19 protein-coding genes and 1 pseudogene are annotated in these 21,244 nt (G+C 72.1%); 4 read left to right on the forward strand and 16 right to left on the reverse strand.

Annotation, left to right across the window (positions count from 1 at the left end; translation table 11 throughout):
- Nucleotides 1-138 precede the first annotated feature (138 nt).
- Entirely contained in the window at nucleotides 139-924 is a 786-nt protein-coding gene (locus tag AB0K03_RS05150; RefSeq protein ID WP_364680646.1) for a DNA-formamidopyrimidine glycosylase family protein, read from the forward strand.
- A gap of 275 nt (nucleotides 925-1,199) precedes the next feature.
- On the opposite strand, the gene AB0K03_RS05155 is transcribed toward AB0K03_RS05150, so the two are convergent.
- The 7 genes and pseudogenes from AB0K03_RS05155 to AB0K03_RS05185 all read right to left on the reverse strand — a co-directional run bounded on the left by AB0K03_RS05155 (nucleotide 1,200) and on the right by AB0K03_RS05185 (nucleotide 9,715).
- Nucleotides 1,200-1,952: a phage shock envelope stress response protein PspM gene (locus AB0K03_RS05155; protein ID WP_364680649.1), complete on the reverse strand. Its 753-nt coding sequence runs from the start codon at nucleotides 1,950-1,952 to the stop codon at nucleotides 1,200-1,202.
- A 405-nt stretch (nucleotides 1,953-2,357) separates the two neighbouring features.
- Nucleotides 2,358-3,215 carry a PspA/IM30 family protein gene (locus tag AB0K03_RS05160; protein ID WP_364680652.1) on the reverse strand — a complete coding sequence of 286 codons (858 nt, stop codon included), beginning with the start codon at nucleotides 3,213-3,215 and terminating at the stop codon, nucleotides 2,358-2,360.
- Nucleotides 3,216-3,709: 494 nt separating this feature from the next.
- Entirely contained in the window at nucleotides 3,710-4,189 is a 480-nt protein-coding gene (locus tag AB0K03_RS05165; protein ID WP_364680655.1) for a helix-turn-helix transcriptional regulator, read from the reverse strand.
- Nucleotides 4,190-4,359: 170 nt separating this feature from the next.
- Nucleotides 4,360-4,857 carry a CinA family protein gene (locus AB0K03_RS05170; RefSeq protein WP_364680756.1) on the reverse strand — a complete coding sequence of 166 codons (498 nt, stop codon included), beginning with the start codon at nucleotides 4,855-4,857 and terminating at the stop codon, nucleotides 4,360-4,362.
- Nucleotides 4,858-4,898: 41 nt separating this feature from the next.
- Nucleotides 4,899-5,489: a CDP-diacylglycerol--glycerol-3-phosphate 3-phosphatidyltransferase gene (pgsA, locus tag AB0K03_RS05175; RefSeq protein WP_364680658.1), complete on the reverse strand. Its 591-nt coding sequence runs from the start codon at nucleotides 5,487-5,489 to the stop codon at nucleotides 4,899-4,901.
- 155 nt (nucleotides 5,490-5,644) lie between these two features.
- A pseudogene (rimO, locus tag AB0K03_RS05180) lies at nucleotides 5,645-7,099 on the reverse strand (30S ribosomal protein S12 methylthiotransferase RimO); the annotation flags it as partial.
- A 66-nt stretch (nucleotides 7,100-7,165) separates the two neighbouring features.
- Entirely contained in the window at nucleotides 7,166-9,715 is a 2,550-nt protein-coding gene (locus AB0K03_RS05185) for a DNA translocase FtsK (protein ID WP_364680661.1), read from the reverse strand.
- 86 nt (nucleotides 9,716-9,801) lie between these two features.
- Between AB0K03_RS05185 and AB0K03_RS05190 the strand changes: the two genes are divergently transcribed.
- Nucleotides 9,802-10,218: a YbjN domain-containing protein gene (locus AB0K03_RS05190; protein ID WP_364680664.1), complete on the forward strand. Its 417-nt coding sequence runs from the start codon at nucleotides 9,802-9,804 to the stop codon at nucleotides 10,216-10,218.
- Here AB0K03_RS05190 and AB0K03_RS05195 read toward each other — a convergent pair.
- The 6 genes from AB0K03_RS05195 to AB0K03_RS05220 all read right to left on the reverse strand — a co-directional run bounded on the left by AB0K03_RS05195 (nucleotide 10,147) and on the right by AB0K03_RS05220 (nucleotide 16,990).
- Nucleotides 10,147-10,551 carry a DUF2784 domain-containing protein gene (locus AB0K03_RS05195; protein WP_364680667.1) on the reverse strand — a complete coding sequence of 135 codons (405 nt, stop codon included), beginning with the start codon at nucleotides 10,549-10,551 and terminating at the stop codon, nucleotides 10,147-10,149. The genes AB0K03_RS05190 and AB0K03_RS05195 overlap by 72 nt on opposite strands.
- Nucleotides 10,552-10,632: 81 nt before the next feature.
- Nucleotides 10,633-11,940 carry a S1 family peptidase gene (locus AB0K03_RS05200; protein ID WP_364680670.1) on the reverse strand — a complete coding sequence of 436 codons (1,308 nt, stop codon included), beginning with the start codon at nucleotides 11,938-11,940 and terminating at the stop codon, nucleotides 10,633-10,635.
- Between the two features lie 86 nt (nucleotides 11,941-12,026).
- Nucleotides 12,027-13,715: a ribonuclease J gene (locus AB0K03_RS05205; protein ID WP_364680672.1), complete on the reverse strand. Its 1,689-nt coding sequence runs from the start codon at nucleotides 13,713-13,715 to the stop codon at nucleotides 12,027-12,029.
- A 16-nt stretch (nucleotides 13,716-13,731) separates the two neighbouring features.
- The gene (gene dapA / locus AB0K03_RS05210) at nucleotides 13,732-14,628 is read right to left on the reverse strand and encodes a 4-hydroxy-tetrahydrodipicolinate synthase (RefSeq protein ID WP_364680675.1); all 897 of its coding nucleotides are present in this window, start codon (nucleotides 14,626-14,628) and stop codon (nucleotides 13,732-13,734) included.
- Nucleotides 14,629-14,997: 369 nt separating this feature from the next.
- Complete coding sequence (locus AB0K03_RS05215; protein WP_364680678.1) at nucleotides 14,998-15,717, reverse strand: DUF2752 domain-containing protein; 720 nt, start codon at nucleotides 15,715-15,717, stop codon at nucleotides 14,998-15,000.
- A gap of 49 nt (nucleotides 15,718-15,766) precedes the next feature.
- The gene (locus AB0K03_RS05220; protein ID WP_364680681.1) at nucleotides 15,767-16,990 is read right to left on the reverse strand and encodes a DNA glycosylase AlkZ-like family protein; all 1,224 of its coding nucleotides are present in this window, start codon (nucleotides 16,988-16,990) and stop codon (nucleotides 15,767-15,769) included.
- A gap of 74 nt (nucleotides 16,991-17,064) precedes the next feature.
- Between AB0K03_RS05220 and AB0K03_RS05225 the strand changes: the two genes are divergently transcribed.
- Together AB0K03_RS05225 and AB0K03_RS05230 are read left to right on the forward strand one after the other, a co-directional pair.
- Nucleotides 17,065-17,571, forward strand: coding sequence for a GNAT family N-acetyltransferase (locus AB0K03_RS05225; RefSeq protein ID WP_364680684.1), 507 nt, complete (start codon nucleotides 17,065-17,067; stop codon nucleotides 17,569-17,571).
- Nucleotides 17,572-17,581: 10 nt separating this feature from the next.
- Nucleotides 17,582-18,136, forward strand: a complete 555-nt coding sequence (locus AB0K03_RS05230; protein WP_364680687.1) for a GNAT family N-acetyltransferase — start codon at nucleotides 17,582-17,584, stop codon at nucleotides 18,134-18,136.
- A 4-nt stretch (nucleotides 18,137-18,140) separates the two neighbouring features.
- On the opposite strand, the gene dapB is transcribed toward AB0K03_RS05230, so the two are convergent.
- From dapB to AB0K03_RS05245, 3 genes are all read right to left on the reverse strand, one after another.
- Nucleotides 18,141-18,893 carry a 4-hydroxy-tetrahydrodipicolinate reductase gene (dapB, locus tag AB0K03_RS05235; protein ID WP_364680689.1) on the reverse strand — a complete coding sequence of 251 codons (753 nt, stop codon included), beginning with the start codon at nucleotides 18,891-18,893 and terminating at the stop codon, nucleotides 18,141-18,143.
- Nucleotides 18,886-19,776: a phosphatase PAP2 family protein gene (locus AB0K03_RS05240; RefSeq protein ID WP_364680758.1), complete on the reverse strand. Its 891-nt coding sequence runs from the start codon at nucleotides 19,774-19,776 to the stop codon at nucleotides 18,886-18,888. Before AB0K03_RS05240 ends, dapB begins: the two co-directional genes overlap by 8 nt.
- An 83-nt stretch (nucleotides 19,777-19,859) precedes the next feature.
- Complete coding sequence (locus AB0K03_RS05245) at nucleotides 19,860-21,173, reverse strand: pitrilysin family protein (protein WP_364680691.1); 1,314 nt, start codon at nucleotides 21,171-21,173, stop codon at nucleotides 19,860-19,862.
- Nucleotides 21,174-21,244: the final 71 nt, after the last annotated feature.

Consider the following 21,244-nt stretch of genomic DNA (forward strand, 5'->3'; position numbering starts at 1 on the left):
AGCCCCGCGCCGGCCCCGCAACGCCGCCGCGCCGTGGCCGTGCGCCGCCCCGGCCGCGTCGCTGTGCGGGTCAGGGTCCGGTCCGGCCCACCGGGGACAGGATGATTGCGCCGCGCCGCCCGGGGCAGGATGGAGACCATGCCCGAGGGTGACACCGTCTGGAACACGGCCCGCGTCCTGGAACGAGCCCTGACCGGCGACGTCCTCACCGGCTCCGACTTCCGCGTGCCCCGGCTCGCGACCACGGACCTCACGGGCTGGACGGTCGCCGAGTCGGCCAGCCGCGGCAAGCATCTCCTGCTCCGCCTCACCCGCGACGAGCAGGCGATGACCTTGCACTCGCACCTGCGCATGGAGGGCGCGTGGCGCGCGTACGCGCCCGGCGAACGCTGGACGGGCCGGCCCGCGCACCTGATCCGGGTGGTGCTGTCGACGAAGCGCTCGGTGGCGGTCGGGTACCACCTGCACGAGCTGACGCTCGTCCCCACCGCCGACGAGGACTCGCTGGTCGGCCATCTCGGCCCGGATCTGCTGGGCGCCGACTGGGACCCGGACGAGGCCGTACGCCGCATCGCCGCCAAGCCGGAGGCTAGCATCGCGGAGGCCCTGCTGGACCAGCGGAACCTGGCCGGCGTCGGCAACCTCTACAAGGCGGAAACGCTGTTCCTGCGCGGTCTCTGGCCGTGGACCCCGGTCGGGCAGGTGAAGGATCTGAGCGGCACGGTGAAGATGGCGCAGAAGCTCGTGGCCTCCAACCGCGGCCGCTGGACTCAGACAACCACCGGATCACTGCGAAAAGGCCAAACCAGCTACGTGTACGGCCGCAGAGCACAGCCGTGTCGCCGCTGCGGTACGGCGATCCAGAAGGCGGAACAGGACGAGCGGGTCACGTACTGGTGCCCGCACTGCCAGCCCGAGCCGTGACCCGCGCACCGGCGCCCAGATCGGACGCCGGGGTGTCGGCGGACTGGGCGCGAGGGTGGGCCGGGACGCGGGGCGCCGGCGACCGGCATTCCTCGCGCCGGGAATTCAGGCCGCGCGCCGCGCGCCGGGGGTTCAGGCCGCGCGCCGGGGGTTCAGGCCGCGCGCCGCGCCGAGGGCCGGGCGACGAGGGCCGGGCGCCGGCCGGGCGACGAGGGCCGGGCGCCGGGCGGGCGACGAGGGCCGGGCGCCAAGGCCGCGAGCCACGGCGCCGGGGTTCAGGCCGCCGGCGTTGACGGGCGGCGGAGTTCGGACAGTCCCTCGGCGATGCCGCGCAGCCGATCCGTCGCGTCGATCAGCCCCGCGAGCGCCGGGTGCTGGTCCGCGGCCGGGTGCCCGTCCTCGGCGACGTAGCTCGCCGCCGCCGCCACCAGGCCTTCGAAGGCGGTGACGCCCTCGCTGAACTGGGTGGCCAGGCTTTCGTGGGACTGTTGCAGGGTCGCGCGCCGGTCGGGGGGCGTGAGGGGCAGCGCCCGTTCGACGCCGGCCACACGCTGGCCGAGGTCGCGCAACCACTGCTCGGCCACCGCCGCCTCGAGGACCGCGCCTTCGCCGGGCCCGGTCAGGCGGCCGGCCAGCGCGGCCAGGGTGGCGGACGCGCGATCGAGGCGGTCCCAGGTCTGGGCCACGGCGGAGCCGCGGACGGCGTACCGGTTGCGCTGGCGGCGTACCTCTTGGAGGACCTGACGGCCGGCCGGGAGGCGTTCGACGGCGGAGATCAGGCGCTGGCCCGGAAGGGCCGGCGGCGGGGCGGGTGTGGCGGCGAGCTCGCGGTGGTCCTGCCAGCGCCACCAGGCGAGGGCGACGGAGGCCCCGGCCGAGGCGGCCCAGACGGCGTCGGCGACCCCGATCCCCGCGTACGGCGTGAGCACCGCGGTGGCCGCGGTCAGACCCCCGCCGATGACGCTCCACCGCCGCGCAGAACCCCGCAGCCGCTTGAGCCGCCGGAAGTACCTGGTCCGCTCGTCCACCGTCCGCTCCCTTCCCTCCCTGGCCGCAAAGCCTCAGCCGCGCGGCACGACCCGGCGGCACGAGCCCGGCCCGACCGAGGGGGCCCGACCCGGCCGGACCTGCCCGCGCAAGCCCGACCCGACCGGCCAGACCGGCCCGGCCGAGCGGCCGGACCCGGCCGCGCAAACCGGCCCGACCGTGCGGCCAAGCCCGGTTTGCACAACCCGGCCAGACCGGCCCGGCCGTGCAAGCCGGTCCGGCCGTGCAAGCCGGTCCGGCCGTGCAAGCCGGTCCGGCCGTGCAAGCCGACCCGGCCGCGGAACCCCCGGGTCGGCTGCGAAGCCCGAGCAGGCCGTGACGCCCTGCTTGAATGCCGGGCCGCGACCCCGTTGGCGCCGCGGCCCGCGGCTGTTCGGGCCGGCCGGTCAGCCAGCTGCCGTGGTGTCCCCGCGCTTGCTGTTCATGCTGGCCCTGATCTCGTCCAAGCGGGCGACGCTGGCCGGGTCCGCCGCCGGGGCGGCCTGCTCGACCTGCGGCTGCGCCGGGGCGCTGCCGAGCTTCTCGCCCGCCATGCTGGCGCGGATCTGCTCCAGGCGGGACGAGCCGGCCAGGTCGAGGCTGGATTTCTGCACCTCGAGCATGCGGCCCTCGACCGAGTTGGAGGCCAGCTCCGCGCGGCCCATCGCGTTCGCGTAGCGCTGCTCGATCTTGTCGCGCACCTCGTCGAGCGACGGCGTGTTGCCGGGCGCAGCGAGCGACGACATGGATTCGAGCGACCTGGCCACGGTCTCCTGCATCTTGGCCTGTTCGAGCTGGCTGAGCAGGCGAGACCGCTCGGCGATGCGCTGCTGCAGCACCATCGCGTTGTTCTCGACCGCCTTGCGGGCCTGGCCGGCGGCGGAGAGCGCCTGGTCGTGCAGGGTCTTCAGGTCCTCCATCGACTGCTCGCCGGAGACCAGCTGGGTGGCGAGCGTCTGGGCGGTGGACTCGTACTTCTGCGCCTCGGCCTCGTCGCCGGCCGCGCGGGCCCGGTCGGCGAGGACCAGCGCCTGGCGGGCCATGCCCTGCAGCTTCTCGACCTCGGACATCTGCCGCGACAGCTTCATCTCGAGCTGACGCTGGTTGCCGATCACGGCCGCGGCCTGCTGCACGAGCGCCTGGTGCTGCCGCTGGGCATCCTCGATGGCCTGCTGGATCTGCACCTTCGGGTCGGCGTACTCGTCGATCTTCGCGCCGAAGAGCGCCATCACGTAACGCCAGCCCTTGACGAACGGGTTCGCCATATCCGCGGTATCCCCTCAATGTCGCTGCATCGGACGCGCCACCGACGCGGGCCCGAGGGGTCTCTCACGATGGCGCGGGCTCCATCGTGTCAGCTCCTCGCCACCGGCGTCACGTGACCTCGGGGGGATCTCAGGGTGTTCCAGGGGGATCCCCCACGTCGAGGTTACGCGCCGGCCGCCGTTCCGGCGACGCCACGGCCACCGCGGCGGGCAGCCGAAAGGCGACGCGGAGCGGGGAGAGGGAGACAATGCGGGCGAGGCAGGACAGGGAAGGACGGCCCACACGGCCCGCGCGGCCGACGGACCCGGGCGCGGCCGGAAAACGCACACGGCCAGCAAGCCCCGCGCGACCAGAGGACCGCACGGCCGGACAACCGCGGCGCCGCCGGAGAGGCCCGAGGGGCCGGAAGACCGCGCGACAGCCCGAGCGGCCGGAGGGCCGCTTCCCAGCTCCGGCCCCACCCCCGCCCCCGGAGGAAAGACCGGAACCTCGATCAGGCGGCGTAGATGACTTCCCGCTTGCGCCGCGTGCGCAGCGTGGCCTTGAGCGGGGTGTCCTGGCGTACGGAGACCGACACGGTGCCGTCCGTGGTGACCTGGCGGACGGCCGCGGCCTCGGCTGCCTTGGCGGCGGCCGCGCTCTTGACGGCGGCCGCGGCGGGCTGCGGCACCGGTGCGGCACCGGAGCCGGTGGATTCGACCGGGGTGGGCTCGACGGGCACCAGCACGCCGTCCATGTCCTCGGCGAGGGCGAGGGTGTCGCTCACCTCACCGAGCACCTCGGAGAGGCGGGCGCCGAGGGCCTCGCAGATCGCCGCGAGCAGCTCGCTGGACGCTTCTTTTTGGCCACGTTCGATCTCGGACAGATATCCCAGGCTGACGTTGGCGGCGGTCGACACCTCACGCAGCGTGCGGTGCTGTCCCTGTCGGCGCGCCCGAAGTGCGTCACCGATTACCCGGCGTAGCAGGACCATGGCACCTCCTCCTGCGGCGGGGCCGCCGGCAGCCGCCGGAGGCTTCCCGCAACCGTACCCGCTGCGGGCCACACCGACATCCTGCCCCGCCGATTTCCGGGACTCCCGGGAACGGACGTCTTCCCGCGAGACTGTTGATACACATCACCGTTGATGATCAACCGGCCGGGTCAGCGGGGCATTCCCACGTCGGCTTTGCGCAGCTCATCGACGAGAAGCGCGAACGCCGAGGTCATCGTCTCGTGCCGGATGGCGCTGCGGGAGCCGCTGAGCGACAGCTCGCGCACCACGGTGCCGACGGGTCCCGCCACTGCGACGAAAACCATCCCGACGGGTTTGCCGTCCTGGGGCTCGGGGCCGGCGACGCCGGTCGTGGCGAGGCCCCAGTCGGCCCCGCAGCGCGCCCGCGCACCCTCGGCGAGGGCCCGGGCCACGTCCGCGTCGACCGGGCCGCGGTCGGCGAGCAGATCCTCCGGTACGCCGGCGAGCGAGTGCTTGAGGTCGGTGGCGTACACGACGAGGCCGCCGCGGAAGACGGAGCTGACGCCGGGGATCTCGACGAAGGTGGCCGCCAGCAGACCGCCGGTGAGCGACTCCGCCACCGCCACCGTCTGCCGCCGGTCCACCAGCTCGTGCACAGCGGCGGCCGCGGTCGCGCCCGTGTCCATGCCGACGTCGATGTGATGGGTGGTGTCCGAGCCGTTGATGCTCAACCTCTGCCGGTTGCCTTTCTGCGAATGCGTACGGCCTGCAGCACGTAGTCCACGCCCGTGATCATGGTGATCAGCAGCGCGGCCACCATGAGCACGGTCCCGACCGCGTCGAACGGCTCGGGCACCGGCCACAGGAACCAGGCGATCGCCGCGATCTGCAGCGCCGTCTTCAGTTTTCCACCTCGGCTGGCCGGGATGATGCCGTATCGGATCACCCAGAAGCGCAACGCCGTCACGCCCCACTCGCGCAGCAGGATGAGGCCGGTGATCCACCACGACAGCCGGTCGTACGCCGAGAGCAGCACGAGCGCGCTGCCGGTGAGCGCCTTGTCCGCTATCGGGTCGGCGACTTTGCCGAACGACGTCACCAGGTGGTAGCGGCGCGCGATCCAGCCGTCGGCGAAGTCCGTGGCGGACGCCACGCAGAAGGTCAGGCAGGCCACCATGCGCCAGCCCGGCTCCGTCATGCCCGACACCACGACGAGCACGACGAAGACGGGGACGAGCACGATCCGGACGGCGGTGAGCAGGTTCGCCGGGTTGTTCAGCGGCACCGGCCTGGGCGCAGTCACCGGCTCGTCGGTCATGGCGCGGCCGTCGGTACGGGCGCCGCCCCCGCCATGAAGGCAGCGCCGCCCCCGGCCGACGCCGCTCCGGCCGACGCAGCGCCAGGCGCGGCTCCAGCTGAGGAAGCAGCACCAGGCGTGGCCCCGGCCGACGCGGCAGCGCCGCCGCGCGACGTAGACACCCGGCTTGCCGCTGAGATCATCTCCACCGGCACGGCGACCAGGTCGACGCCCTCGGTGCCCGTCACCCGCGCCCGGACCAGGTCCCCCGGGCGCAGCGCGGCGAGGTCCACCCCCGCGTCCCCGGCCACCAGCGTGGTGGAGCCGTCCACCTCGGGCGCCTGGTGCTCGGCGCGGCCTTCGATCTCACCGGCGTCGACCGTGTCCACGAGGACGTCGACGAACGTGCCCAGGCGGTCCTCCGCGCGCTGCGCGCACAGCTCGTCGGCGAGGTCGCTGATCCGCGCGTACCGGCGCTTGATCGTGTCCTCGCGCACCTTGCCGGACAGGCCCGCGGCCTCCGTGCCGTCCTCGTCGCTGTAGTCGAAGACGCCGATGGCGTCGAGGCGCGCCTCGGTGAGGAAGCGCACCAGCTCGTCGACGTCCTGCCGGGTCTCGCCCGGGAAGCCGACGATGAAGTTGCTGCGCGCCCCCGCCCCGGGCGCCAGCGCGCGGGCCGAGGCGAGCAGCTCGAGGAAGCGCTCGGTGGAGCCGAACCGGCGCATCCGGCGCAGCACCGGCTCGCTGGAGTGCTGGAACGACAGGTCGTAGTACGCGGCCACACCGGGCGTCGTGGCGATGACCTCGACCAGCCCGGGCCGGGTCTCGGCGGGCTGCAGGTAGCTGGCCCGCACCCGCACGATGCCGTCGATGGCGGCCAGCTGCGGCAGCAGCTTCTCCAGCGCGCGCGGGTCACCGAGGTCCTTGCCGTACGACGTGCTGTTCTCGCTGACCAGCACCAGCTCCCGCACGCCCGTGCCGGCCAGCCACTCCGCCTCGGCGAGCAGCTCCTGCGGGTCGCGGGAGACGAACGCGCCCCGGAACGCGGGGATCGCGCAGAACGAGCACCGGCGGTCGCAGCCGCTGGCGAGCTTCAGGCTGGCGACGGGTCCGGTGTCGAGCCGGCGCCGCAGCACCTTGCGCAGGTGGGCCGGGGTGTGTTCGTCGACGGTCGCGTGCCCGGGGACGACGACCTTGGCGGCCTGCCGGTTGACCGGGGTGAGCGGCAGCAGCTCGCGGCGGTCGCGCGGGGTGTGCGAGTCGAAGCGCTCCCCCGCCAGCACGCCGTCGAGCCGCGCGGCGATGTCGGTGTAGTCGTCGAAGCCCAGCACGGCCTGCGCCTCGGGGAGGCTTTCGGCCAGCTCCCGCCCGTACCGTTCGGCCATGCAGCCGGCGGCGACCACCTTGGCGCCGGTGTCGGCGGCGGCGAGCAGGGTCTCGATCGAATCCTGCTTCGCCTTCTCCACGAAGCCGCAGGTGTTGACGACCACCACGTCGGCGCCCTCGGCGTCCGTGCTGACCTGCCAGCCGCCTTCGTCGAGGCGCGCGGCGAGCTCCTCGGAATCGACCTCGTTACGGGCACAGCCGAGGGTGAGCAGAGCGACACGGCGAACAGGGGGAGTCAACGACACCCGACAAGGTTACCGGCAGCCCCCGCGGCGCGGTGTCGCCCGCACGGCTGCCTGTGGACAACCGGATCAGTCGTCGAGCCTGAGGGTGGCGAGCGTCGCCTCGAGCTCGTCCGGTTTGACCAGCACCTCGCGGGCCTTCGAGCCCTCGGACGGGCCGACGATGCCGCGGGTCTCCATCAGGTCCATCAGCCGGCCCGCCTTGGCGAAGCCGACCCGCAGCTTGCGCTGCAGCATCGACGTCGAGCCGAACTGCGAGGTGACGACGAGCTCGATCGCCTGGAGCAGGACGTCGAGGTCCTCGCCGATCTCCTCGTCGATCTCCTTCTTCTTGTTCGCCACCGGGGTGGTGACGTCCTCGCGGAACTCGGGCTCGCGCTGGTCCTTGCAGAACTTGACGACCTGGGCGATCTCCTTCTCGTCCACCCAGGCGCCCTGGATGCGGATCGGCTTGGACGCGCCCATCGGCAGGAACAGGCCGTCGCCACGACCGAGCAGCTTCTCCGCGCCGGGCTGGTCGAGGATGACCCGGGAGTCGGCGAGCGAGCTGGTCGCGAACGCGAGCCGGGACGGGACGTTGGCCTTGATCAGGCCGGTCACCACGTCCACCGAGGGCCGCTGGGTGGCCAGCACGAGGTGGATGCCGGCCGCGCGGGCCAGCTGGGTGATGCGGACGACGGAGTCCTCCACGTCGCGCGGCGCGACCATCATCAGGTCGGCGAGCTCGTCGACGATGACCAGGAGATACGGGTACGGCTTCATGATCCGCTCGCTGCCCGCCGGCGCCGTGATCTCGCCGCTGCGCACCTTGCGGTTGAAGTCGTCGATGTGACGTACGCCGTTGGCCGCCAGGTCGTCGTAGCGCATGTCCATCTCGCGGACGACCCATTCCAGGGCGTCGGCCGCCTTCTTCGGGTTCGTGACGATCGGCGTGACGAGGTGCGGAATGCCCTCGTACGCGGTCATCTCCACCCGCTTGGGGTCGACCAGCAGCAGCCGCACCTCATCCGGGGTGGCCCGGGTGAGCAGCGACACCAGCAGCGAGTTGAGGCAGGACGACTTGCCCGCGCCGGTGGCGCCCGCGATGAGGATGTGCGGCATCTTGGCCAGGTTGGCGACGACGAAGCCGCCCTCGATGTCCTTGCCGAGCGCGACGAGCATCGGGTGGTGGTCGGCGGTGGCGGCCCGCGAGCGCAGCACGTCGCCCAGGGACACGTTCTCCGGGTCGGTGTTGGGGATCTCCACGCCGACCGCGCTCTTGCCGGGGATCGGCGAGAGGATGCGCACGTCCGGCGACTTCACCGCGTACGCGATGTTGCGCGACAGCTGGGTGATCCGCTCGACCTTGACGCCCGGGCCGACCTCGACCTCGTAGCGGGTGACGGTCGGGCCGCGGGTGAACCCGGTGACCTGCGCATCGATGTTGAACTGGTCGAAGACCCCGGTGAGCGCGGCCATGATCTCGTCGTTGGCGCGGCTGCGGGCCTTCGGCGGCGTGCCCTTGCCGAGCAACGTGGGCGGCGGCAGGCGGTAGTCGCCGGGCACCGAGGAGATCTCCAGCTGCTCGGCGCGGGTGGGCAGCGGCGAATGCTCGGGCGGCTCCGGCGCCTTGCGGCTGGCCGGGAGCTTGGCCGCACGCGGCAGCGCCACCGTGTCGTGCAGGATCTCCTCCTCGCCGTCCTCGCCTTCCTCCGGCGCGAGCCCGATGTCGGCCAGCGCACCCTGACGGCGGCGGGCGGGGCGGCGGCGCTTCGGCTCGTCGGCGTCCGGCTCGTCGTCGCCGAGGTCCGGCAGCTCCGGCACGGGCAGCGGCGCGCGGGCCGTCGACCGGCCCAGGAGCACGTCGGTCAGGAGCATCAGGCGCTCGGGGATCTTGTTGATCGGCGTCGCGGTGATGACGAGCAGACCGAAGACGAAGAGCAGAACGAGCAACGGTACGGCGACCCACGCGGTCACCGCGCGCTCGAGCAGCGCACCGACGCCGTACCCGACGAGGCCGCCGGCGTTGGTGAGGGCGACGTCGTCGCGAGGCTGCTCCGAGATGTGCAGGAGGCTCGCGGTGGCGATCAGCAGCGCGCTCCAGCCCACCACCGACCGGCCACGGTGCTCCGGATCGGCGGGCTTGCGCATGAAGCGGATCGCGCCGTACAGCAGGAGCAGCGGCAGCAGGACGCCGAGGCCGCCCAGGAACAGGCGTACGGCATCGGCCAGCCATCTGCCCACCGGGCCGGCGGAGCCCGCCCAGACCGCGACGCCGACGAGGATCGCGAGCCCGAGCATGAGCAGGCCGGCGCCGTCGCGGCGGTGCTCCGGATCGATGTCCTTGGCGGTGGCGGCCTGGCGCCCGACGCCGCGGGCCACCCAGCCGACGCTGTGCGCGACGCCCATCCACAGGGCGCCGACGCCACGGCCGAGGCCACCGGCCACCGCCGCGCCGACGCTGGGCCGGGCACGGGTGGCGCTGCGGGCCCGGGGACGCGGCGCGGCCTTGCGCGCGGGAGCTGCCTTGCGCGCGGGCGCGGCGGCGGCCTTTCGGACCGGCTGACGGGCGCGCGCCGACGCGGCGCCGCCCTTGGACGCGGTGCGACCCCGGCTCGCCGGAGGAGTACGGCCCGCCATGCCCATACCGTAACGGCGTGGCGCTCGCGAGCCCGCGCGCCGCACCGTGACCAGGATTCGCTTTTTCGCCCGTTTAGGATCAAGGAATGCCCGAGCCGCTGCAGCCGCTGAGCCACGACATGATCGTCGCGGCGCTGACCGCCCGAGACTTCAGCCACTTCGTGGACGACGACGGTGACATCGGCGGCAACTGGCAGGGCTGCCTGATCTTCTTCTTCCGGTTGGGAAAGAACAGGGAGATCTTCCAGGTCAGGGCCCTGACGCACGCGGAGTTCAGCACCGACGACGTGCCCCGGCTGTACGCGTTCTGCAACGCCTGGAACCACGACCGGCTCTGGCCCAAGGCGTACGTGCACACCGGCGACGACGGCGTCGTGCGCGTGGTCGGCGAGGTCGGGGCGGACTTCGAGCACGGCGTCACGCCGGAGCAGCTAGACCAGGTGATGATCTGCGGCATCGCCACGGGCGTCGAGCTTGCCGAGGCGGTGGCGGCGCTGCAGTAGGACGAATCCCGTCCACGAGATCACGACCAGCACGGCCACCACGATCTGCGCCACCCACTCGTACCCGTGCGGGTAGAAGATGCCGGCGGCGTAGTTGTCGAGGAAGCCGCCCTGCAGCGGCGGCAGGCCGAGACCTTCCCGGCCCCGGTCCTGCAGCCAGGTCAGCGGGCAGTAGAGCTTGGCCACCACGATGACCAGCAGCCACAGGGCCGCGGCCACCTGCAGCCAGATCAGGCGCGGCCAGCGCCAGGCCAGGAAGCCGCCGAAGATGCCGAACGCCAGGAACGCGTAGTGCGCCGCCACGGCGAAGACGATCATCAGCGTGTAACCCACGCCTCAACGGTAGCGACGCAGCGCCGCCCGCGTAGGACGGAGGATGACCTACGCGGGCGGCACGACCGGGACCGTTGAACGTCAGTTGTGGTGGCGGTGCCCCCGGCGGTGGTTGCCGCCCTGCTGCTGGCCGCCGTCACCCGCCGGCGGGGTGGTCGCCTCGGCCGGCGGGGCGGTGGTCGCCTCGGCCGGCGGCGTCGCGCCGCCGCCGGAGCCACCCGAACCGGTGGTGAGCAGCGTCAGGTTGTTCGTCTCGAGGATCTCGGTGATCGGCTGGAAGAACGTCTCACCGCCGACCGTGCAGTCGCCGGAGCCGCCCGAGGTGACCCCCTGCGCCTGGTCGCCGGAGAGCCACGGGCCGCCGGAGTCGCCGCCCTCGGCGCAGACGTCCGTACGGGTCAAGCCCGTGACCGAACCCTCCGGGTAGTTGACCGTCTCGTTCTTCGACAGGATCGTCCCGCAGCGCGTACCGGTGGTGGAGCCGGAACGGCACACCGCGGCGCCCACCGGCGACTCGGTGGCACCACCGACCGGCAGCGCGTTGCCGTCGAAGTCGTCGACGAACGGCTGCAGCTGGACGTTCGCGCCGGTCTGCACCACGCCCATGTCGGCGTTGCCGGGGAACACCGAGGCCACGACCTGGCCCTGCGCCTGACCGTCGAGGTCGGTGGTCCGCGTACCCTCCTCGCCGCAGTGGCCGGCGGTGACGAAACCGCCCTCGACCGCGAAGCCGATCGAGCAGCGGGCCTGGGCGTTGCCCAGGTTGATGAAGTACGGCTGCGCGCCGATCACGTCGGCCAGCGGCCGCGGGGCGCTCTTGACCGTGACCACCTTGACGGCGGAGGTCGGCAGCCCGGCGTCCGCGACGAGGTCCCACGCGTGGTCCGCGTCGCCCGGCAGCGCCTTCACCACGATCTGGTTGGCGGCGACGTCCACGTACCAGCCCGGCAGGTCCCGGTCGGCCTTCGTCGCCGCGGTGTCCAGCGCCTTCTTCGCGCTGTCCAGCTGGGCGACGCTGCGCTTGACGAGCTTCGGCTGCGCGCCCGCGGCGCGGACGTCGCCGGCCAGCGCCGGGTCGGTGATCGCGATGTTCAGCGTCGTGCCGTCCTTGGCCAGCCAGGAGCCGCCGTACGAGTCACCGGAGGTGCTGCGCAGCTGGGCCGCGACACCGCTGGCCCACTTCGCCCGCTGCACCCGGGCAGTGGCCTGGTCGGCGCTGACACCCAGGTCGCGCTTCATCGCCGCGAGCAGCTGCGGGGCCACGCCGTCCGACTGGGCCACGGCCCGCCGGGACGGGGTCGTGCCCGCCATCGACGGCAGGGTGAACGCCACCGCCGCTCCCGCCGCCGTCACCGTCGCCGCGATCGCGACGACCGTTCTGCGCTGCATTCGGTACTCCCCTCGCATCGCGGTGCCGTGGGGGCGGCACCGTGCTCATCGATACGAGGGCGAGCCGGGAACAGTTCAAAAAATGGTCAAACCTCGACCACGGTGGGCACGATCATCGGCCGTCGCCGATACGCGTCGTTGACCCAGCGGCCGACGGTACGCCGTACGACCTGCTGCAACTGGTGGGTGTCGGTGATGCCCTCCTCCGCCGAGCGGTGCAGCGCGGCGGTGAGCAACGGGATCACCGGACTGAACGCCTCCGGATCCTCCGAGAAGCCCTTCGCCATGACACTGGGCTCGCCGACCACCTTGCCGGTGACCGAGTCGATCACCACGGTGGCGGAGATGAACCCACCGTCGCCGAGGATCCGCCGCTCGGTCAGCAGCGACTCGCTCACGTCGCCGACCGCGAGGCCGTCCACGTACACGTAGCGGTTCTTGACCCGGCCCACGTGCCGGGCGTGCCCCTCCACCAGGTCCACGACGTCGCCGTCCTCGCAGAGGACCACCCGGTCGGGCGCGACGCCCGACTCGATGCCGAGCTGCGCGTGCGCGCGCAGGTGCCGCCACTCGCCGTGCACGGGCATCAAATTGCTCGGGCGTACGACGTTGAGCAGGTACAGCAGCTCACCGGCCGGGGCGTGCCCGGACACGTGCACCTTCGCGGTGTCCTTGTGCACGACGGTCGCGCCGGCCCGGGCCAGCTGGTTGATCACCCGGTACACCGACGTCTCGTTGCCCGGCACCAGCGAGCTGGCCAGCACCACCGTGTCGCCGGGCGCGATCGTGATGTGCCGGTGATCGCCGGTCGACATCCGCCCCAGCGCGCTCATCGGCTCACCCTGCGAGCCCGTCGACATGAAGACGATCTCGTCCGGCGGCAGGTTCGTCGCCTCGTCCAGGCTCACCAGGAGGCCGTCCGGGATGCGCAGCAGGCCCAGATCCCGGGCGATGCCCATGTTGCGGACCATGGACCGGCCGATCAGCGCGACCTTGCGGTCATATTCGTACGCGGCGTCCATCACCTGCTGCACCCGGTGCACGTGCGAGGCGAAACTCGCCACGATGATCCGGCCTCGCGCCTTGCCGAAGATCGAGCCCAGCACCGGGCCGATGTCGCGCTCCGGTGTCACGAACCCGGGGATCTCCGCGTTCGTCGAGTCCGACAGCAGCAGGTCCACGCCCTCGGCGCCGAGCCGCGCGAAACCGGCCAGGTCGGTGATCCGGCCGTCCAGCGGCACCTGGTCCATCTTGAAGTCGCCGGTGTGCAGCACCAGGCCCGCCGGCGTACGCACGGCCACGGCCAGCGCGTCCGGGATCGAGTGGTTCACCGCGAAGAACTCGCACTCGAACGGACCCAGCCGCTCCCGGCCGCCCTCCCGCACGGTCAACGTGTACGGGTCGAGCCGCCGCTCCGCCAGCTTCGCCTCGACGAGCGCGAGCGTGAACTCGGACCCGACCAGCGGGATGTCCGGCTTGTGGGCGAGCAGGTACGGCACCGCGCCGATGTGGTCCTCGTGCCCGTGGGTGAGCACGATCGCCTGCACGTCCTCCAGCCGGTCCAGGATCGGCGCGAAGTCCGGCAGGATCAGATCCACGCCCGGCTGCTCCACGTCGGGGAACAGCACGCCGCAGTCGACGACCAGCAGCTTCCCGTCGTACTCGTAAACGGTCATGTTGCGCCCGATGGCGCCGAGACCGCCCAGCGGCATGACCCGCAGGGCGCCCTCCGGAAGCGGCGGGGGCGGATCCAGCTCGACGTGCGCTTGGCTCATGTGTGTCTTTCCGTTGTCAGAGGTCCACGCCGGCCGCTCGGGCGTCCTGGCGCAGCTGGTTCAGTTCCGCGTCGGTGGCGTCGACGAGCGGCGGACGGACGGGACCCGCCGGAAGACCACGGACCTTCAGGCCGGCCTTCACAAGAATCGTGCCCTGCGTACGGAAGATCCCGGTGAACAACGGCAGCAACTGCCGGTGCAACCCGAGGGCCGCGGCCACGTCACCGCGCTCGTACGCCTCGATCATCTCCTTGGTCTGCACCCCGACGAAGTGCGTCGAGGTGCCGACGACACCGACCGCTCCGACGGACAGCCACGGAAGCGTGGAAGCATCCTCGCCGGAGTAGTACGCCAGATCGGTCCGCCGCAGCACGTCGGAGGTCGCGGCGACGTCACCCTTCGCGTCCTTCACCCCGACGATGTTCGGATGCTCGGCGAGCCGGACCAGCGTCTCGGTCGCGATCGCCACCCCGGAACGGTGCGGGATGTCGTACAGCAGCACGGGCAACCCGGTCGCGTCGGCGACCATCGTGAAGTGCTTCACGAGCCCGGCCTGCGGAGGCTTGTTGTAATACGGCGTCACGACGAGAAGCCCGTGCGCCCCCGCCTTCTCGGCGGACCGCGCCAGCTCGACGGTGTGTGCGGTGTGGTTCGTCCCCACCCCGGCGATGATCCTCGCCCGGTCCCCGACGGCCTCGACGACGACCCGGAGCAGGGTCTCCTTCTCCGCATCGGAGGTCGTGGGCGATTCCCCACCGGTCCCGCTGATGACAAGAGCATCATGACGCTGCTCATCCACCAGGTACGTGGCGAGGGCGGCGGCCCCGTCGGCATCGAGCGAACCGTCCGCGGCGAAGGGGGTCACCATGGCCGTGATCAACCGGCCGAAGGGGCGGGAGGGGTCCTGCGTCATACCGAACAACTTATCGGACGGCTTGGGGTGGTGCTCTCGGCTGGGCTCATGGTGAGGGCTTCGGCGCCTCGCTCGCGGACTTACCGTCGGGCTCTGATGGTGGTTGCGGTGGGCTTCGGAGGCGGGGATCACCTCACTCCCGTCGGTCAAGCTTGATCCCTGCGTGAGGCGATCCCCGTCCCCGAAGCCGTTGTGGTCACCGTGAGTGCCTCGGGTGCCGAGTGATTTGGCCCCGGTTGCGGCCGTCGCCGGATCGCCAGGCACTGCTGTACCGGCCGCCACGGTCGGCCGCCAGCGGCAGGTTCGCGTGCCGCAGCCAAACCCGCCACGTCGGCCAAGCCGCCGCGGGTGGCTTGGTGGGGGGTGGGGTCAGACGTAGAAGGCGGTGAAGGGGGCCCAGGGGAGGTTTCGGAGGATTGTGAAGACGCCCCAGACCGCGATGAACGCGCCGATCACGCCCGGGGACGGGTTGAGTTCCGGGAGTTTCCAGTTGAAGAGGCGTCTGCCGGCCCAGGCGACGTACATGTAGAGCAGGAACGGGACCGCGAAGACGAACAGGGCGTGGTGGCGGGCCGCTGCCGGGATGTCGCCGTGCAGGAGATACCAGGCCGCGCGGGTGCCGCCGCAGCCCGGGCAGACGAAGCCGGTCGTGTACTTGAGCAGGCAGCTGGGGGCGGCGCCGGCGTTGGCCTCGGTGGGGTGGGTGGCCAGGGTGTAGCCGACCGCGCCCGCCATGCAGACCAGCATCGCCGTCGGGGCGACCCAGAGCGGGGAGTTGCGCCAGCTGCGCTGGATGAAGCGGGTGACCCGGTCCTGCTGGGGTTCCTGGTACGCCGGGTAGCCCGCCCAAGCGGGAACCGGCTGCCCGTCGGCCGGGAGGTGCCCCGGCTGAGGAGCGCCCGGCTGCGACGGGCCGAACTCCGGCGAACCCGGCCGAAAGGCATCCGGCTGAGCAAGAGCGAGCTGGGACAAGCCCGGCTGCGCGGGGGCGGGCCGGTATGAGGCCGGCGGCGCGGAAGCGAGCTCGGACGAGGCCGGCTGCGGCGGGTCCGCGGCGAGGGGAGCCGCCGGCTCGGTCGTGCTGCTCATGGGCGCCACGGTACACCGGCGGGGACACCGTGCGGCATGCCCGGAGAGGTCATGACGTCTCCAGCTTGAGCGCCTCGGTCAGCGGGCCGGCGAAGTCGCCGCGCTGCGGCGGGGCGATGTCGGTGAGGCCCAGCCAGCCGGCCAGCCGGCGGAGCTCGACCGCGAGGGCGCCCGCCGTCTCCTCCTGGTCGGCCGTGGGCTCGAGCCAGGCCGCCGGGATCTGCAGCACGCCGGCCTTGCGGTCCGCCTTGAGGTCGAGGCGGGCGGCGAACCGGTCACCCAGCAGGAACGGCAGCACGTAGTAGCCGTACAGGCGCTGGGCGGCGGGCACGTAGATCTCGATGCGGTAGTTCATGTCGAAGAGGCGTTCGGTGCGGGCCCGTTCCCAGATGAGTGGGTCGAACGGGCTCACCAGCGTGGAGGCGCGCACCCAGCGGGGCAGCCTCGCCTCGTGGTGCACGTACGTGGGGCCCTTCCAGCCGCGGACCGTCACCGGCAGCAGCACCTTGTCCTCGATGAGCTCCGCCACCGCCTGCCGGAAGCCCGTCACGGGCAGGCGGAAGTAGTCGCGCAGCTCCGGCTCGGCCGCGACGCCGAGGGAACGGGCCGACAGCTCGACCAGCGCGCGGAACGCGTCCTGCGGCGCGGGCGTCGGCGTGTTGAGGACCTCGCGGGGCAGGACGCGCTCGGGCAGGTCGTAGCGCCGGGCGAACGACGTGGTGCGCTCGGCCGCGGTGATCTGGCCGGTGTAGAAGAGCCATTCGAGGGCCTGTTTGACCGAGGACCAGTTCCAGCCCCAGTTGTCCTTGCTGCGCGGCGCGTCGTGCTCGATCTCGGCGGCGGTGATCGGGCCGCGGTCACGGACCTCGGCGAGGACGCGCTCGACGAGCTCCGGCTGCTGGGTGGCGATGCGGACCATGCCGCCCCACGCGTAGTCCTTCGCCCGCTCCATCCGCCATCGGAACAGCGGTTGCAGGTCGACGGTGATCAGCGACGCCTCGTGGCCCCAGAACTCGAACAGCTCGCGGGGCTTGCGGTAGGCGGCACGCTCCAGCAGACCCGGATCGTACGGCCCGAGGCGGCTGTAGAGGGGCATGTAGTGCGCCCGCTGCAGCACGTTGACCGAGTCCATCTGGATCAGGTGCAGGCGGCGCAGCACGCGGCGCAGGTGGCGCAGGTCGGTGGCCCCGCCGGGCGCGGGGTCGGTGAAGCCCTGCGCGGCCAGCGCGATGCGCCGGGCCTGCGCGACTGAGAGAGATTCCGGTACGGCCATCGACGAGCACGCTAATCCACGGGTACGACGAAAACGGCGCGACGCCACCGGGGGCGATCGAGGAGGATCCGGGCATGCTCGACATCCGCCCGCTGACCGACGCCGACATCGACGAGGTGGCCGCCCTGCACCTGCGGACGTGGCAGGTCGCGTACGCCGGCATCGTCCCCGCCGCATACCTCGGCGCGCTGACGCACGAGGGGTTCCGGGACCGCTGGCGCAGCATGAAGGACGCGACGACGCTCGTGGCGGTCGATGACGGCACGCTCGTCGGTTTCGCCGCCGTCGGGCCGTACCGGGAGGACGACGGCAGCCTGGATGCCGCGCACGGCGAGCTGTACGCCCTCTACGTCGCGCCCGAAAGGTGGAACACCGGGGCCGGCCGCGCACTCATCGAGGCGGCGGAGAAGGAGCTGGCCGGCACCTATCCGGACATGCGGCTGTTCGTCCTGGAGGAGAACCACCGGGCGCGCCGCTTCTATGAGCGCGCCGGCCTGAGACCGGACGGTTTCCGCGATCTGTGGCGGCCCCGCGGCACAACAGTGGATCTGCCCGAACTGCGCTACGCGAAGGCTCTGTAGGCTGCCCCGCATGGCTCTCGGCTTCGTCCGCCCCGCCCGTCCCGAGGACGCCGCGGAGATCGCCCGCATCCAGTTGACGACGTGGCGCACCTCGTACCGCCGGATGTTCCCGGCCCATGTGCTCGCGAACCTGGACGAGGGCTATCTCGCCCGGGGCTGGTCCGAGGCGATCCAGGCGGCGCCCTCCGAGCGGCACCGGGTGCTGATCGCCGTGGAGCAGAGCGAGACGGCGAACACCGTGGTCGGTTTCGCGGCCGCGGGTCCCGCCGACGAGCAGGCGCTGGCGCCTGAGGAGCCGCCGCTGCCCGGCCACGTCGCGGCGGTCACGGATCTCCTGGTCGAGCCGCGCTGGGGCCGGCGCGGGCACGGCAGCCGGCTGCTGTCGGCCGTCGTCGACCTGTGGCGCGAGGACGGCTTCACGGCCGCGGTGGCGTGGGCGTACGACGCGGACGAGGCGATGAAGAAGTTCCTGACCTCGGCCGGCTGGGAACCCGACGGCGCCGCCCGCGCCCTGGACGTGGACGACATGCTGGTCAACCAGCTACGGCTGCACGTCGCGTTGTAGCGGCTCAGTCGAGCAGCGGGTCCAGTCCGACGGTCAGGCCCGGCCGGGAGACGATCGCACGCACGGCCAGCAGCACGCCGGGCATGAACGAGACGCGGTCCAGGCTGTCGTGGCGGATGGTCAGCGTCTCCCCCTGCGTACCGAAGAGAACCTCCTGATGCGCCACCAGGCCCGCCGCCCGGACCGCGTGAACGCGCACCCCGTCGATCTCGGTGCCGCGCGCGCCGGCCATCTCCTCCTTGGTGGCGTCCGGCATCGGGCCGAGGCCGGCCTCGGCGCGGGCCGCGCCGATGAGCCGGGCGGTGTGCGACGCCGTGCCGCTGGGCGCGTCCAGCTTGCGCGGGTGGTGCTGCTCGATGATCTCGGCCGATTCGAAGTAGCGGGCCGCGCGGGCGGCGAACTGCATCATGAGGACGGCGCCGATGCCGAAGTTGGGCGCGATCAGCACACCGACCCCGGGCTTGCCGGACAGCCACGAGCGCACCTGCTCGAGGCGCTCCTCGGAGAATCCGCTGGTGCCGACGACCATGTGGATGCCCTGGTCGATCGCCCAGCGCAGGTTGTCCATGACCACGTCGGGCGTGGTGAAGTCGACGAGCACCTGGGCTCCGGCGGCCTCGGAGAGCGGGTCGCCCTGGTCGAGCCGCGCCACCAGCTGGAGGTCGTCGGCCGCGTCGACCGCTTTGCACACCTCAAGGCCCATGCGGCCGCGGGCGCCGAGGACGCCGACCCGGACCGGTTCACGCTCGTCAGTCACGCGGTGAATCTACTGCACGCGCGCGCCGCGCCCGCCACCACCGCTCGGCGGCGCCGACCAGCAGGAACACCCCTGCCACGTACGCCCACCCGACCAGCACGTCGATGACGTAGTGCTCGCCGGAATACACCAGCGTGAACGTCATCGCCAGCGGGTACGCGAGCAGCACCGGCCACCACTTGCGCGCCACCATCGGCAGGAAGAAGGCGGCGGCCATCATCGCGTACGCGGTGTGCAACGACGGCATCGCCGCGACCGGGTTGGACGCTTCGACCTGCAGCGCGTTCAGCGTGTTCCCGGCGCTGTGCAGACCGATGGCGTTCCACCCGTTGGTGGAGATGCGCGTGACGGGCTCGGTGAGATAGCCGAACTTCGCGGCCCACCACGGCGGCGCGGCCGGATAGAGGAAGTACGTGATCAGCCCGGCGACGCTGAGCGTGAACCACCGGCGCATGAAACGACCCCACTGCTCGCGCCGGCGCAGCCAGAGGATCACCCCGATGGTCGGTACGGCGAGGAAGTGCGAGACGTAGACGAGGGAGACCGCGACCTCCCACCACTGGACGGCACCCGGCTGGTAGAGGTGCTCCTGCAGCCAGACGGTGGGGACGTGCCCGCCGAACACGGCCTTGTCGGCGTTGATCAGCTCGGTGACGTGCGGGTCGAACAGGTCGTCGGCGTACCCGCGGGAGATGTTGTAGACGACCAGCAGCAAGGAGATCGGCAGCCAGTCGCGCAGGAACAGCAGGTGCTGCCGCCAGGGCAGGTCGATGCGCCAGGCGATGGTGGCCAGCCAGAGCCAGCCGAACGCGATCAGCGGGTCGCTGGTCGGCACGCCGATGAAGTACGTGCCGACCGCGAACAGCGCCGCCCAGACGAGCATCGCGACCGCACGGCGCTTGCGGCGGTCGGCGACGCCCGTCTCGTCGACTTCAGGGGAGCTGAGGATGGTCACGGCGTCCCAGGCTAGCGGGCGGGCGAAAACGCGCCGTCGTCGAACGGGCCGACCACGGCGAGCGACATGGGCTTGGCGAACAGATCCGCGGCGAGCTTGTTGACGTCGTCGAGGGTGACGGCGTCCACCTCGGCGAGCAGCTCGTCGACGCTCATCAGGTCGCCGTAGAGCAGCTCGGACTTGGCCAGCCGGCTCATCCGCGAGCCGGTGTCCTCGAGGCCGAGCACGTACGAGCCCTTGACCATGCCCTTGCCGCGGGCCAGCTCGGCGGCGGTGATCCCCTCGGCGGCGACCGTGGCGAGCTCGGCGCGGATCAGCGCGAGCACCTCCTCGGCTTTGCCCGGGGCGCAACCGGCGTAGACCGCGAAGACGCCCGCGTCGCTGTACTGGCTGCCGTACGAGTAGACCGAGTACGCGAGCCCGCGCTTCTCCCGGATCTCCTGGAACAGCCGGCTGGACATGCCGCCGCCCAGCACGTTGTTGAGCACGCCCAGGGCGAACCGCCGCTCGTCGAGGCGTCCGATGCCCTCGCAGCCGAGCACCAGGTGGGCCTGCTCGGTGTCGCGGTGGCGGACCGCCGTGGTGGGCGGCTTGACCTTGTGCCGGGTGACCGGGCGCAGGGCGGCGGGTTCCCCCGGGGTGTCCAGCGGCGTCCCGGCCAGCGCGCGGCGGATCAGCCGGACGACCTTGCCGTGTTCGAGGTTGCCCGCGGCGGTGATGACGATCTGCGGGGCCTTGTACCGGCTGCGGTAGAAGCGGTTGATCTGCGTACGGGTCATCGGCGAGATCGTCGCCTCGGTGCCCGAGATCAGCCGGCCGAGCGGGGTGTCCGCCCCGAACAGGGCCTCGGTGAAGACGTCGTGGACCTCGTCGCCGGGCTCGTCGTCGTGCATGGCGATCTCTTCGAGGATGACCCCGCGCTCGGTCTCCACGTCGGCGGGGGCGAGCACCGAGTTGGCCACCGCGTCGCAGATCACGTCCACGGCGAGCGGCAGGTCGGCGTCGAGCACCCGCGCGTAGTAGCAGGTGTATTCCTTCGTGGTGAAGGCGTTGGTCTCGCCGCCGACGGCCTCGATCTCGGCGGAGATGTCGAGGGCCGAGCGCTTCTCCGTGCCCTTGAAGAGCAGGTGCTCGAGGAAGTGCGAGGCGCCCGACAGCGCAGGCGTCTCGTCACGGGAGCCGACCCCCACCCACACCCCGAGCGACGCGCTGCGGGTGGTGGGGATCGCCTCGGTGATGATGCGCAGCCCACTGGGCAGGACGGTTTTCCGTACGCCGTCCTGCAGGGTCTTGGTAGAAACGCGGGCCGGCCTCTCGGCCGGCATGGCCCGGCTCCTGGGCGTCGCCCTCGCCGCGCTGATCCTCTTCTGGGCCATCAAGAGGATGTTCGGCGGCA

The organism is Actinoplanes sp. NPDC049316 (assembly GCF_040677315.1).
In the GTDB taxonomy this organism is placed as follows: Bacteria; Actinomycetota; Actinomycetes; order Mycobacteriales; family Micromonosporaceae; genus Actinoplanes.